Consider the following 13,545-nt stretch of genomic DNA (forward strand, 5'->3'; position numbering starts at 1 on the left):
ACTATGGCTTACAGGTTTTTCTGTTTCTTCTACAACAGCCAGAGGAAACTGTCTGTGCCGGGTTTTGTAATATTATATAAATAAAAAAGATATCTGATAAAGTAATGAGTAATTACAAATCGGATATCTTTTTTGTGCTGTAATATAGTAGCTAAATATTGCGCGGACCATTTAAAGCAGCGGATTTTCCTGTACCGAAATGGTCTGCTTTTAATATTGCAAAAGCTTTTTCGTAATTGCCTTTGCGCATGTACTGAATCATCTTCTTGAGGTTATCATTTGTCTTCGGGATTGCCATACCATTTTTAATAGAATACTGTCCGATCCGTACAAGTTCTGTCAGATTATTTTCATAGATGCGGTTGATTCGTTCATTTTCAAAAATACTGATGATCTCCCTGTGCATGGCTGCGTCTGCCAGTTCCCAGTTGTAGAGATCTCCGGCAGCCGCACACATACGCACGACTTTTTCCTCAATACGATAGGAATATTCCTCGTATCTGCCGGATGTGAAGATGAGCTCGAAAGCCGCACCTTCAAATAATTCACGGATTTGATAAATTTCCGTGATATCCTCATCTGTAATTTCTTTTACCATCATAGATTTGTAATAGTCGGAAACAATCAGACCTTCATTCTGTAGCATCTGGATAGCGGATCGCACAGGACTGCGGCTCATACCAAGTTCTTTTGTAAGTTTTGCTTCCGTTAGAGTCATTCCCGGCGGATAAGTCAGATTCATAATATTTTCTTTAATAATTGTATAGGCACGATTTGCCAGTGATATATTTTTCTCAGCCATTATACACCTCTTCGTTGTTGTAAGAGTCGTTAATAAAGTATATATAATTATAATTGTATACAAATTATAACGATTTTTAGCGCAAAATTCAATATTAAAATTAAAAAATAGTGTTGACTTTTATAGAAAGTAGTGTTATAGTCACCATAGAAACAAGTTGTATACAAATTTGCGAAATGTATACCATTTTTTCTTTGAAACCATTTCACATTTAAGGAAAGCAGACAGCGATAGCTTCTGCAAGTACAGGATTATATTGTGGATCATAGAGAAGATATGAGGAATTATATCATTTGAAAAAGTGAAGGATACGAGGAAGCATATAATTTAAGAAGAGAAGTGAGAGATATAAGAAGGGAAATGGAACATAACCGCAGGAAAAAGGAAGGTATTTATAATGAAATTAGGATTTATCGGAACAGGCAATATGGCTTCAGCAATCATGGGTGGAGTAATTAAAAAAAATATTTTCCCGGCAGAGGAGATTATCGGAGCAGATTTATTTGCACCGGGACGAGAGAGGGTAAAAGAGCAGTTTGGAATTAACGTTACAGATAGTAATAAAGAAGTTATTGAAAAAGCAGAAGTTGTAATCTTATCTGTAAAACCACAGTTTTATGCAGATGTAATCGCTGAGATCAAAGATATTGTAAAACCGGAGCAGTTAATCATTACAATCGCACCAGGTAAGACATTAACATGGCTTGCTGATCAGTTTGGAAAAGCTGTGAAGATCACACGTACAATGCCGAATACACCGGCTATGGTTGGAGAAGGTATGACAGCAGCATGCCCGAACGAGCATATGACGGAAGAAGAGATTGCATATGTGAAGACAATTCTGGAAAGCTTCAGCAGAGTAGAAGTTGTACCGGAGAAATTGATGGATGCAGTAACAGCAGTCAGCGGAAGCTCACCGGCATATGTATATATGATGATTGAAGCTATGGCAGATGCAGCAGTTTCTGGTGGAATGCCAAGACCGCAGGCATACAAATTTGCAGCACAGGCTGTTCTCGGAAGTGCGAAGATGGTACTTGAGACAGGTAAACATCCAGGAGAATTAAAAGATATGGTATGCTCACCGGCAGGAACAACAATTGAGGCCGTACGTACTCTGGAAGAACTTGGTTTCAGAAGCTCTATTATCGAAGCAATGAAAGTTTGCGAAGAAGTATCTAAGAGCATGTAATGATGCCAGGGGCAATAAACTAAAAACATGATGCACTTGCAGATGAGTGGCTCAGGGCAACTTTTGAATCTAACATCATGTAATATAGAACCTTCTTAAGTTGAGGATTAAAAAGAATATCGGGGAAAAAGCAACTGTTTTACGAAGTATAATCGTGAGGCAGTTGCTTTTTGTGTACGAAGTATACTAATCGAGTAGGGAATGCCTGCTCGATTTAAGGCTACGAGGAAAATGCATGAACTTGTGCGGATGAATTTGTGTAAGCGAGTTGTATATAATGATTGGAAATTTCCATAATAATTTCCGCAAAATATATTGACAGAACTGTAAGCAGGAGTATAATAAAAACAAACATATGAATAACTGTTCATATGATAAAACGAAAATAAGGGATATTTAAAGGAGAACAAAATTATGAAAAAAACTTACAAAATCGATGTTGACTGTGCAAACTGTGCAAACAAAATGGAAGATGCAGCAAAGAAGACAGCAGGAGTGAAAGATGCAACTGTAAACTTTATGGCATTAAAGATGATCGTTGAATTTGAAGAAGGTCAGGATCCGAAAGCTGTTATGCCAGAAGTTCTGAAAAACTGTAAGAAAGTAGAAGATGACTGCGAGATATTTTTATAAGATTTCGGTGGGAAGATTATAAAATAAGATTTGCAAGTATTATTGGGAGGTCCGGTAATGAATAAGAAGCAGAAAAAAGTATTTATCAGAATTATTATTGCATTTGCATTAATCATTATACTGAAATGGATTCCGGTAGAAGGATATGTAAGATTTGCACTGTATATGGTTCCGTATCTTGTCATTGGCTATGATATTTTGAGAAAAGCCGGGAAGGGAATCTTGAACAGACAGGTCTTTGATGAAAATTTCCTGATGGCAGTAGCGACAGTTGGTGCCATTGCACTGGGAGATTATACTGAAGGTGTATCCGTTATGCTTTTCTATCAGATCGGTGAGTTGTTCCAGAGCTATGCAGTTGGTAAGAGCCGCCGTAATATCAGTGAATTGATGGATATTCGCCCGGACTATGCAAATATCGAAAAAGATGGACAGTTAGAACAGGTAGATCCGGATGAAGTTGAAGTAGGAACGACAATCGTGGTACAGTCCGGAGAAAAGGTACCAATCGATGGTGTGATCCTGGAAGGAAGTTCCACTCTTAATACAAGTGCACTGACAGGAGAAAGCCTTCCGCGCGAAGTGAAGGCGGGAGATGAGATCATCAGCGGATGTATTAACATGACAGGTGTACTTAAAATATGTACAACGAAAGAATTTGAAGAATCTACAGTATCAAAGATCCTGGAATTGGTGGAAAATTCAAGCTCCAGAAAATCAAGATCCGAGAACTTTATTTCAAAATTTGCTAAATATTATACACCTGCAGTCTGCTACGGTGCGCTGGCACTTGCAGTTCTGCCACCGCTGGTAAGAATGATTGCTCTGGGACTTGCACCAGAATGGGGAGACTGGATTTACCGTGCACTTACATTCCTTGTAATCAGTTGTCCGTGCGCATTGGTAATCAGTATTCCGCTTAGTTTCTTTGCCGGTATTGGCGGAGCAAGTAATCAGGGGATTCTGGTAAAGGGTTCTAACTATCTGGAGACACTCGCTTCTACAAAATATGTAGTATTTGATAAAACAGGTACAATGACGCAGGGAGTGTTTGAAGTCAGTGGTGTACATCATAATGAGATGGATGCAGAGAAGCTCCTGGAATATGCAGCGCTGGCAGAGTGCTCATCCTCACATCCGATCAGTAAGAGCTTACAGAAGGCTTATGGAAAGTCGATTGACCGTAACCGTGTGACAGATATTGAAGAGATTGGTGGAAATGGAGTAACTGCCAAAGTAGATGGAATCTTGGTTGCAGCAGGAAATGTGAAACTTATGAAGAAACTTGGAATCTCCTATATGGATTGCCACAGTGTGGGAACGATTGTCCATATGGCAGTTGACGGTAAATATGCAGGTCATATTCTTATTTCTGATTTGATCAAACCACATGCAGCACAGGCAATAGCAGAGTTAAAGCGTGCAGGTGTTAAGAAAACGGTTATGCTGACCGGAGATGCTAAAAATGTAGCAGAGCAGGTGGCAGAAGAACTTGGAATCCAGGAAGTACACAGCGAATTACTGCCAGCCGACAAAGTAGCAAAAGTTGAAGAACTGTTGAAACAGAAGACAGAAAAAGAAAAGCTTGCATTTGTCGGCGACGGAATCAATGATGCACCGGTACTTTCCAGAGCAGATATCGGTATTGCAATGGGTGCGCTTGGTTCAGATGCAGCAATTGAAGCGGCAGATATTGTGCTGATGGATGATGATCCGCTGAAAATTGCAAAGGCGATCAAAATTGCAAGAAAATGTATTCGAATTGTTTATCAGAATATTTATTTCGCACTTGGAATCAAGGGAATTTGTCTGCTTCTCGGAGCAATCGGTGTTGCAAATATGTGGATGGCTATTTTCGCAGACGTAGGAGTTATGGTGATTGCCGTATTAAATGCGATCCGCGCATTGTTTGTGAAAAATATATAATACTCGCTTCAAATATAAGTATAAAATCGTATAATAAAAAAGAAGTGATAACACAAATGTTCTTGTGTTATCGCTTTTTTTTATTAAAAATGCCATAGTACCAAGAAAAAACTGCGGCGGCAGATTTCTGATTTTGATGTAACATCCAGAAAATGTTGAAAATTCTTTGGCTTTTGCATGATTAAGTTATAATGACATTGATAGATGACACGGCTATTGAGAAAATATAATCAATAAAAATATTGACAGAAAAGATAAATTAGCATAAACTAACTAAAGTAAAATGAAAACGTTTATCATTAATATGTAGAAGGAAGGGGTAAGATGATGCCGTTAGCAATGGTAAAACCAGGTGAAGAATGTACAATTAAAAAAATTGGTGGAAAAGAAGAGACACGCCGGTTTTTGGAAAACCTTGGATTTGTAGTCGGAGGTATTGTAACGGTCGTGTCGGAAGTCGGAGGTAATCTGATCATTAATGTGAAAGATTCCAGAGTTGCCCTCGGTAAAGATATGGCAAATAAAATCATGGTATAATCCATGAAGCTCGTTCCGAAGGAACATAAAAAGATAACAATAAAGGTATGAAAGAAGGGATTAAGGGAATGAAAACTCTGAAAGATGTAGCCGTTGGGAAGACTGTCAAAGTTGCAAAGCTTACTGGTACTGGTCCGGTAAAAAGAAGAATCATGGACATGGGTATTACAAAAGGTGTTGAGATCTTTGTAAGAAAAGTAGCACCGCTTGGTGATCCGGTCGAGGTAACTGTAAGAGGATATGAACTGTCCTTAAGGAAAGTAGATGCCGAAATGATTGAGGTAGAATAAATTTTTAACCAGTAGTTAGCAGATGCTAACAAGACAGGCGAAACAAGCAGAAAGCAATAATTAATGAAGGAGAAAAAATATGTCAGTAAAAATTGCGCTTGCAGGTAATCCGAATAGCGGTAAGACAACATTATTTAACGCACTGACTGGTTCCAATCAGTTTGTTGGTAACTGGCCGGGAGTTACAGTAGAGAAAAAGGAAGGTAAGTTAAAAGGACATAAAGATGTTGTAATCATGGACTTACCGGGTATTTATTCATTATCTCCATATACACTGGAGGAAGTCGTAGCAAGGAACTATCTGATCGGTGAGAGACCGGATGCGATCATCAATATTGTAGATGGTACAAATATTGAGAGAAACTTATATCTGTCTACACAGATCATGGAACTGGGAATCCCGGTTGTTATGGCAATCAACATGATGGACATTCTTGCTAAGACAGGAGATAAAATCCATCTTGACAAATTAAAAGAAAAACTTGGATGCGATGTAGTTGAGATTTCTGCATTAAAGGGAACAGGAATCAAAGCAGCAGCAGAGCAAGCTGTTAAACTTGCTAACCAGAAGAGTGCAGGGGCACCGGTTCACGAATTTTCAACAAAAGCTGAGAGTGTGATCGAGCAGGTTGAAGGAAAGCTTTCAGGAATCGTATCTGATGATCAGAAGAGATTCTTTGCAATCAAACTTCTGGAGAAGGATGACAAGATTCAGACACAGATGAAACAGACAGTTGATGTTTCTTCTGAAATTAAAGAACTGGAAGATGCATTTGATGACGATACAGAAAGTATCATCACAAATGAGAGATATGTATACATTTCTTCTATTATCGGAGAGTGTGTTACAAAAGCGAAAAAAGGTGAGAAGCTTACAACATCTGATAAAATTGACCGTATCGTTACAAACAGATGGCTTGCGCTTCCAATCTTCGCAGTCATCATGTATGCAGTATATTATGTATCTATTTCAACACTTGGTGGAATTTTAACAGACTGGACAAATGATACACTGTTTGGTGAGTGGATCATTCCGGCAGCACAGAGTTTCTTTGAAGGAATTGGCTGCGCAGACTGGTTAACGGGTCTTATCGTTGACGGTATCATTTCCGGTGTCGGTGCCGTACTTGGTTTCGTACCGCAGATGTTAGTTCTGTTTTTCTTCCTTGCAATCTTAGAGTCTTGTGGATACATGGCACGTGTTGCATTTATCATGGACAGAATCTTCCGCAAATTCGGTCTTTCCGGAAAATCTTTCATCCCGATACTGATCGGTACAGGATGTGGAGTCCCTGGAGTAATGGCTTCTCGTACAATTGAGAACGACAGAGACCGTAAGATGACAATTATGACAACAACATTTATCCCATGTGGAGCTAAACTTCCGATCATTGCCCTGATCGCAGGTGCGCTGTTCAGAAATGCTTCATGGGTTGCACCAAGTGCATATTTTGTAGGAATCGCTGCAATTATCTGTTCAGGTATCATGCTGAAGAAGACAAAAATGTTTGCCGGTGAGCCGGCACCGTTCGTAATGGAGCTGCCTGCTTATCATATGCCTACAGCAGGAAATGTATTAAGAAGTATGTGGGAGCGTGGATGGTCTTTCATCAAAAAAGCTGGTACGATCATCACACTTTCAACTATCGTTGTTTGGTTCTTATTGAACTTCGGATGGACAAACGGACACTTTGGAATGTTGAACTTTGACGGACTTGAAGGAGCAGCAATGGAAGCAGCCCAGGCTCAGTGTGTTCTTGCTAAGATCGGAAACCTGATTGCATGGATCTTCGCACCACTTGGATGGGGTAACTGGAAAATGGCAGTTGCAGCTATCACAGGTCTTGTAGCAAAAGAGAACGTAGTAGGTACATTCGGACAGTTATTCGGATTTGCAGAAGTTGCAGAAGACGGAAAAGAAATCTGGGGAACACTTGCAAGCAGCATGACTCAGATTGCAGCTTATTCCTTCCTCGTATTCAACCTTCTGTGTGCACCTTGCTTCGCAGCAATGGGAGCTATTAAGAGAGAGATGAACAACATTAAATGGTTCTGGTTTGCAATCGGATACCAGTGTATCCTTGCTTATCTTGTATCTCTGTGTATTTATCAGTTCGGTACCCTGGCAACAGGCGGTGGATTCGGAATCGGTGTAGTAGTAGCAATCCTGATTGTGATCGGATTCTTATACATGCTCTTCCGTCCATACAAAGAGAGCCAGACTTTAAATGTTAATATCAAGACTACAGCAAAAGCAAAATAAGCCATAGGTATACATACGTCTAAAAAAAGCAGTTGATTCTAAGTGAGTCAACTGCTTTTTATTAGTGCGACGGAGAAATGTGTCATGCTTGCATGGCAACATTTGACGAACGCATTATTTTAACGCTCTGCAATGTATTTTTTAATCGCTTCAAAACTCTGTCCGCTTATTACATGTTCAATACGGCAGGCATCTTCAACAGCAATGTCGGCATCGACACCGATGGATGTTAGCCAGCCGGTAAGGAAAGTATGACGTTCATAAATCTTGTTTGCAATCTCCAGACCACTTCCTGTCAGATGGATATGTCCGTTCTCGTCTACTTTAATGTAATTGTCAGCACGCAGATTCTTCATAGCGACGCTGACGCTTGGCTTTGAGTAGGATAACTCCTGGGCAATGTCGATCGAGCGTACATTGCCAAGACGGTTTTGAAGAACGAGGATCGTTTCCAGATAGTCTTCGGCAGATTCCCTTATAACCAATACAGATCACCTCTTTTCATATGAAATCTTTTGTTTCCAACATTTAAATTCATTATAGCACAGAAATAAAGTGTCAGCAACGAAACAATAATTATCAGAAAATGATAAAAAATATTTAATAATGGTATTGACAGACAATGATGGTTAGCATATACTAACTATTATAAAAATGAAAATACTTATCATTTAGGAGGCGATCATATGGCAACTTTTATTGTCGGAGCAGTAGTACTTGCAGTTGTTGGACTGATTATCAGAAGTATGGTTAAAGATAAAAAGAACGGAAAATCATTACAGTGTGGATGTGATTGTAAACATTGTAATGGACATTGTCACTAATCGGGGAGGAAGGTACCTATGGCATACGAAAATTCCAATCAGAATTATCAGAGAACGAAGATGCAGAAAGATATGATCATCAAGCGGCTGAGAGAGGAAGGGTGCAGAATCACCAAACAGAGACGGATGCTTCTGGATGTGATTCTGGAAGAAGAGTGTTCCTGCTGCAAAGAGATTTATTATCGGGCATCCAAGGTAGATCCGGGTATTGGAACGGCTACGGTTTATCGTATGGTAAATAAGCTGGAAGAGATCGGAGCTATCAGCAGGAAGAACATGTATAAGATCTCATGCGGTGCAGAGTGTGACCGTGAAGATGCATGTACGGTGGAATTTGATGATAATACAGTAAAGCATTTTTCAGCAAAGACATGGAATCGCGTGATTCTGGCAGGCTTGAAAGCATATGGCTATGTGAATGATCAGAAGATCCGCAGTGTAGAGATGCAGTCTTGCATGTAAGAGTCATAGCAGATCCAGAAGAGACAGTAATATAGAAAAAAGACAATGGGAAGGAATTGCAATGGCAACAATCGTAATTTGTCTGATTCTGGTTGTAATTTGTATAGTCGGAATCAGAAGTATGATAAATCGAACAGCACACGGCTGTTGCGGCGGTGGCGGAGATAATGTGAAGAAGGTTAAGGTTAAAGATAAGAATGTGTCACATTATCCGTACACATGTACAGTCGGAGTCAGTGGAATGACCTGTTCTAATTGCAAAAAGAGAGTTGAGAATGCATTTAACGAAAAAGAAGGTGTTTATGCAGTCGTAGATCTTGCGAAAGCGCAGGCAGTTATACATATGAAGGAAAAAATGCCGGAAGATGAGATTATGAGCACGATTTGGCAGAGCGGTTATGAACCGGACGGATTAAAATTTTCCTAAAAGAAAATGACATTTCTATCTTGACGCTTTATAATAAAACCAGAGGAAAGAGCGGATAAAGTGATCTGCAGACGGATAAGGAGGAAATGTCATGGGGAAGATGATAAGACTGTATACCAGACAGAACGATAAGACACTCAGGCAGCTTGAGCGGGATGGAAGAATTATCAACCACCGCGTATATGTAGAGATGCATTTTGGAGATATTGCTCCACTCTTTATGGAAAGTTATGACTGGTTTACAAAAGAAGCAGCGAAGATGCTTCCAAAGCCGGAAGATGTGCATGCACCGATCTGGTGTTCCATCAGCAAAGATAACTGTTTAAAACCGATTCCGGGAACCGTCGTGTATGTACTGGAAGTACCGGAAGATAAGGTTATTTATTTTGACGATGTGAAATGGGATTATGTACTGAACCGGATATACCTGCCGAATAATGACGAAGATGCGGCGGCCTATAAGAAGCATCTGAAAGAGATCGGAGTAAGCAACAGTTTTGAATTTTTTGAAGGACGTTATAAAGGAATGTATCCGGAAGAAGTTGCAAAGATTCGGGAGAGCTGGAAGAGAGCATTCCGGATTGATAAATGGACAATCTTCAATGTTTGTGGCAATATCTGGGAAATCAGAAAAGAGTGGGTGCGTAAAATCGTTCATCCGGGAGAGGAGATTCCGGATGATACAGATCTGATTGAAGGATAAAGGTATAAAGACAATATACGTCATCACCATAAAAAGAAGACTTCTGAAGTACAGAGGTCTTCTTTTTATATGAGTGCGCCAGGCGGCGTACGTCGCTAATGAAGGAAAGTCTTTAATCTGCTCTGTTAGTGGAAAGGGTACAGCTAAACAACTGCAGCGTTCCAGGTTCCAGTGCCGGATTGGAAACTTCCAGATAATGCACAGGAAGAAAACGGAACGGGAAAGCCAACTGTTGTATGGAAAGTTTAAGTACTGCAGGAAGATTGGAAACCAAGCCGGTCAGTCTGCTGAATGGCAATGCAGAAAACAGCAGTGCCAGAGCCGTACAGAAGAAGAGCAGAATGAGAGATTCTGTCAGAGTATCCACATGATCCAGCAGTGTTGTACATTCTTTCAGATAAGAATAGGTCAGTCCATGAAACAGATAAATTGCCATTGTCCGGCTTCCAATATAGGAAAGCAGATTCTGGCGGTCTGTGATAAGACTAAAAATAGCAAATGTAAGAATGAAGCTTACTGCATAACAGAATAACCGGCAGAAGATTCCTTCGGCGTTTGTCTGTCCTAAGAAATCATAATTGTATCTGCCATAAAAAATTTTCGGCGAATATTCTGTGTGTGTTTCATCTAAAATCAAATAAAGAATAAATGTTGCAATAACACATGCGGAAAAGAGCTGGCATTTTCTTGTGCGGAGAGTATTCAGAGTATCTCTGGAAAATATAGTTCCGGCGAGGAAAAATGGATAAAATACAAGAATCCTCGGCAGGCTTAAAAAATTGTCAGCCATATCACTGCATCCGATCAAGAGCCCAAGTCCGACAGAAAGCAACATATAGTATGGAAGCTTTTTGAAATACGGTGTGACAGCTCTCCATGCAAATAAAGCCAAAATATACCAAAGGGAGAACTTCGGATATAACAGATATAAGCTGGTTTCTTTATGAAGTACATAAATATAGAAAAAATAATATATAAATTCATAAATCAAATACGGAATAACCAGTTTTTGAAATAATTTTGCAAAAGTCAGTTCACGTTTGGAAAAATAGCCGGATATGAAAATGAATGCCGGCATATGAAAGGACACAATCAGCCATTTTAAAGTATATAAAAAATCATTATTGCGATAGGATGGCTCGGTAAAATGTCCGATGATGACCAGAATGATCAATAATACTTTGTAGTTATCGAATAAATAATCTCTTTGTCTGTTCTTTGATTCCATAATATCTGCTCCTGGATTAGCGAATAGATTTTAAAACCGCATTTATTTTACTCTTTTTTATTTCTGCGTACAAGATAAAAATTGCATAAAAATGTAATAAAATTGTAATATAATCTTAACAAAATTAATGCTTTTCAGAGCAAACAAAAGAAAGAGTTCGGTTGTTGACACTTGTATCAATTCCAGATTTCTTATATAATGAATGCACAGCTTAAAACCAATCAGAAGAAGGAGACGTATTCTTATGGAAATGTTAGCAATTGAAAAAGAACTGAAAGAAAATTCCTATCCAGGAAGAGGTATCGTTATAGGCAGAAGTGCAGACGGAAGTAAAGCTGTAACTGCCTATTTTATTATGGGAAGAAGTGAGAACAGCCGGAACCGTGTGTTTGTAGAAGACGGACAGGGAATCCGTACGCAGGCATTTGATCCGGCGAAACTGACAGATCCGAGCCTGATTATCTATGCACCGGTTCGTGTACTGGGGAATAAGACGATCGTTACAAACGGAGATCAGACCGATACGATCTATGAAGGTATGGATAAGCAGATGACATTCGAACAGTCATTGAGAAGCCGTGAATTTGAACCGGACGGACCGAACTATACACCACGTATTTCCGGTATTATGCATATTGAGAATGGAAAATACAACTATGCCATGTCTATTCTTAAGAGTAATAATGGTGATCCTTCCGGATGTAACCGCTATACATTTGCATATGAGAATCCGGCAGCAGGAGAAGGACATTTCATTCATACATACCAGCATGATGCCAATCCACTGCCAAGCTTTGAGGGAGAGCCGAAGCTTGTTCAGATCCCGGATGGAATCGATGCATTTACAGAGCTTCTGTGGAACAGCCTGAATGAAGACAATAAAGTATCTTTATTTGTACGTTATATTGATATCGAAACAGGAGAGTATGAGACAAGAATTGTCAACAAGAACCAGTAAGAACAGAATATAGAGAATATAGAAATCACATATGAAAAGTCAGGAGTGTAAACATGAAAGAATTAGAATTAAAGTATGGTTGTAACCCGAATCAGAAACCATCTAAGATCTATATGAAGAATGGAAAAGATCTGCCGATCCAAGTGTTAAACGGACGTCCGGGATATATTAATTTCCTGGATGCGTTTAATGGATGGCAGCTTGTAAGTGAGCTTAAGAAAGCAACCGGACTTCCGGCAGCAACTTCTTTTAAACATGTATCACCGGCAGGCGCTGCGGTAGGTCTTCCGCTGAGCGATACACTGGCTAAGATTTACTGGGTAGATGATCTTGGAGAGTTGTCTCCGCTAGCAAGTGCTTATGCAAGAGCAAGAGGAGCAGACCGTATGTCTTCCTTCGGTGATTTTATTTCGTTGTCTGATGTGTGCGATGTAGATACTGCAAAGCTGATCAAGAGAGAAGTGTCAGACGGTGTGATCGCACCGGGCTATGAGCCGGAAGCACTGGAGATTTTAAAAGCAAAGAAAAAAGGCAATTACAATGTTATCCAGATCGATCCGGATTATGTACCGGATCCGATGGAACACAAAGAAGTATTTGGAATTACTTTTGAGCAGGGACGAAATGAATTAAAGATTGATGATGATTTCTTTGCTAAGATTGTGACTGAGAATAAAGAACTGACAGAGCAGGCAAAGATCGATCTTGCGATCTCTATGATCACTCTGAAATATACACAGTCAAATTCCGTATGCTTTGTCAAAGACGGACAGGCAATTGGTATCGGAGCAGGACAGCAGTCACGTATCCACTGTACACGTCTGGCAGGTCAGAAAGCAGATAACTGGTGGTTAAGACAGTCTCCGCAGGTAATGAATCTTCCGTTTGTAGATGGAATCCGCCGTGCAGACAGAGATAATGCGATCGATCTTTACATTGGTGAAGATTATATGGATGTACTTGCTGACGGGGCATGGGAGAATATTTTCAAAGAAAAACCGGAAGTATTTACAAGAGAAGCGAAGAGAGAATGGCTGGATAAGCTGACAGATGTATCACTTGGATCGGATGCCTTCTTCCCATTTGGGGATAATATTGAACGTGCCCACAAGAGCGGTGTAAAATACATTGCACAGCCGGGTGGCTCTGTACGTGACGACAATGTGATCGATACATGTAACAAGTATGATATGGTAATGTCGTTTACAGGTATTCGTCTGTTCCATCACTAGATCCATTACCAGAACAGCCGGGGAGTTCTCACCGGTTTGTTCTGTGCCATAGGAGTGTGGCACGAATA

Annotated in this window: 15 protein-coding genes; 12 read left to right on the forward strand and 3 right to left on the reverse strand. The window is 39.9% G+C overall.

What is annotated here, in order from left to right; all coding sequences use genetic code 11:
- Positions 1 to 151: 151 nt before the first annotated feature.
- A complete protein-coding gene (locus DXC04_RS13045) occupies positions 152 to 802 on the reverse strand; it encodes a GntR family transcriptional regulator (RefSeq protein WP_021861294.1) in 651 nt (216 codons plus the stop codon).
- Positions 803 to 1,199: 397 nt separating this feature from the next.
- On the opposite strand from DXC04_RS13045, the gene proC reads away from it, so the two are divergent.
- The 6 genes from proC (at position 1,200) to feoB (ending at position 7,643) form a co-directional block, all read left to right on the forward strand.
- Entirely contained in the window at positions 1,200 to 1,994 is a 795-nt protein-coding gene (gene proC, locus DXC04_RS13050) for a pyrroline-5-carboxylate reductase (RefSeq protein ID WP_021861295.1), read from the forward strand.
- 414 nt (positions 1,995 to 2,408) lie between these two features.
- The gene (locus DXC04_RS13055; protein WP_021861296.1) at positions 2,409 to 2,627 is read left to right on the forward strand and encodes a cation transporter; all 219 of its coding nucleotides are present in this window, start codon (positions 2,409 to 2,411) and stop codon (positions 2,625 to 2,627) included.
- 57 nt (positions 2,628 to 2,684) lie between these two features.
- Positions 2,685 to 4,553 (forward strand): heavy metal translocating P-type ATPase, encoded by a 1,869-nt coding sequence (locus tag DXC04_RS13060; RefSeq protein ID WP_118661184.1) that lies wholly within the window; start codon positions 2,685 to 2,687, stop codon positions 4,551 to 4,553.
- A 324-nt stretch (positions 4,554 to 4,877) separates the two neighbouring features.
- Positions 4,878 to 5,090: a FeoA family protein gene (locus tag DXC04_RS13065; protein WP_021861298.1), complete on the forward strand. Its 213-nt coding sequence runs from the start codon at positions 4,878 to 4,880 to the stop codon at positions 5,088 to 5,090.
- Positions 5,091 to 5,158: 68 nt separating this feature from the next.
- Positions 5,159 to 5,380, forward strand: a complete 222-nt coding sequence (locus tag DXC04_RS13070; protein ID WP_021861299.1) for a FeoA family protein — start codon at positions 5,159 to 5,161, stop codon at positions 5,378 to 5,380.
- 79 nt (positions 5,381 to 5,459) lie between these two features.
- Positions 5,460 to 7,643 carry a ferrous iron transport protein B gene (gene feoB / locus DXC04_RS13075; RefSeq protein ID WP_118661185.1) on the forward strand — a complete coding sequence of 728 codons (2,184 nt, stop codon included), beginning with the start codon at positions 5,460 to 5,462 and terminating at the stop codon, positions 7,641 to 7,643.
- 119 nt (positions 7,644 to 7,762) lie between these two features.
- Here the strand turns inward: feoB and DXC04_RS13080 are convergent, their stop codons facing one another.
- Entirely contained in the window at positions 7,763 to 8,128 is a 366-nt protein-coding gene (locus DXC04_RS13080) for a metal-dependent transcriptional regulator (RefSeq protein ID WP_021861301.1), read from the reverse strand.
- 201 nt (positions 8,129 to 8,329) lie between these two features.
- Here DXC04_RS13080 and DXC04_RS13085 point away from each other — a divergent pair, with 201 nt between their 5' ends.
- The 4 genes from DXC04_RS13085 to DXC04_RS13100 all read left to right on the forward strand — a co-directional run bounded on the left by DXC04_RS13085 (position 8,330) and on the right by DXC04_RS13100 (position 10,059).
- The gene (locus DXC04_RS13085) at positions 8,330 to 8,467 is read left to right on the forward strand and encodes a FeoB-associated Cys-rich membrane protein (RefSeq protein ID WP_021861302.1); all 138 of its coding nucleotides are present in this window, start codon (positions 8,330 to 8,332) and stop codon (positions 8,465 to 8,467) included.
- Positions 8,468 to 8,485: 18 nt separating this feature from the next.
- The gene (locus DXC04_RS13090; protein WP_021861303.1) at positions 8,486 to 8,929 is read left to right on the forward strand and encodes a transcriptional repressor; all 444 of its coding nucleotides are present in this window, start codon (positions 8,486 to 8,488) and stop codon (positions 8,927 to 8,929) included.
- 61 nt (positions 8,930 to 8,990) lie between these two features.
- Positions 8,991 to 9,356, forward strand: coding sequence for a heavy-metal-associated domain-containing protein (locus DXC04_RS13095; protein ID WP_021861304.1), 366 nt, complete (start codon positions 8,991 to 8,993; stop codon positions 9,354 to 9,356).
- Positions 9,357 to 9,447: 91 nt separating this feature from the next.
- Positions 9,448 to 10,059 carry a DUF3841 domain-containing protein gene (locus DXC04_RS13100; protein ID WP_118661186.1) on the forward strand — a complete coding sequence of 204 codons (612 nt, stop codon included), beginning with the start codon at positions 9,448 to 9,450 and terminating at the stop codon, positions 10,057 to 10,059.
- A 112-nt stretch (positions 10,060 to 10,171) separates the two neighbouring features.
- On the opposite strand, the gene DXC04_RS13105 is transcribed toward DXC04_RS13100, so the two are convergent.
- A complete protein-coding gene (locus tag DXC04_RS13105) occupies positions 10,172 to 11,287 on the reverse strand; it encodes an acyltransferase family protein (RefSeq protein WP_117538388.1) in 1,116 nt (371 codons plus the stop codon).
- 244 nt (positions 11,288 to 11,531) lie between these two features.
- Here DXC04_RS13105 and DXC04_RS13110 point away from each other — a divergent pair, with 244 nt between their 5' ends.
- Both DXC04_RS13110 and DXC04_RS13115 read left to right on the forward strand, forming a co-directional pair.
- Entirely contained in the window at positions 11,532 to 12,245 is a 714-nt protein-coding gene (locus tag DXC04_RS13110) for an IMP cyclohydrolase (RefSeq protein WP_118661187.1), read from the forward strand.
- A 53-nt stretch (positions 12,246 to 12,298) separates the two neighbouring features.
- Positions 12,299 to 13,477 (forward strand): phosphoribosylaminoimidazolecarboxamide formyltransferase, encoded by a 1,179-nt coding sequence (locus DXC04_RS13115; RefSeq protein WP_021861308.1) that lies wholly within the window; start codon positions 12,299 to 12,301, stop codon positions 13,475 to 13,477.
- Positions 13,478 to 13,545 lie beyond the last annotated feature (68 nt).

It is taken from the genome of Dorea sp. OM07-5 (assembly GCF_003481355.1).
GTDB lineage: Bacteria > Bacillota > Clostridia > Lachnospirales > Lachnospiraceae > Dorea_D > Dorea_D hominis.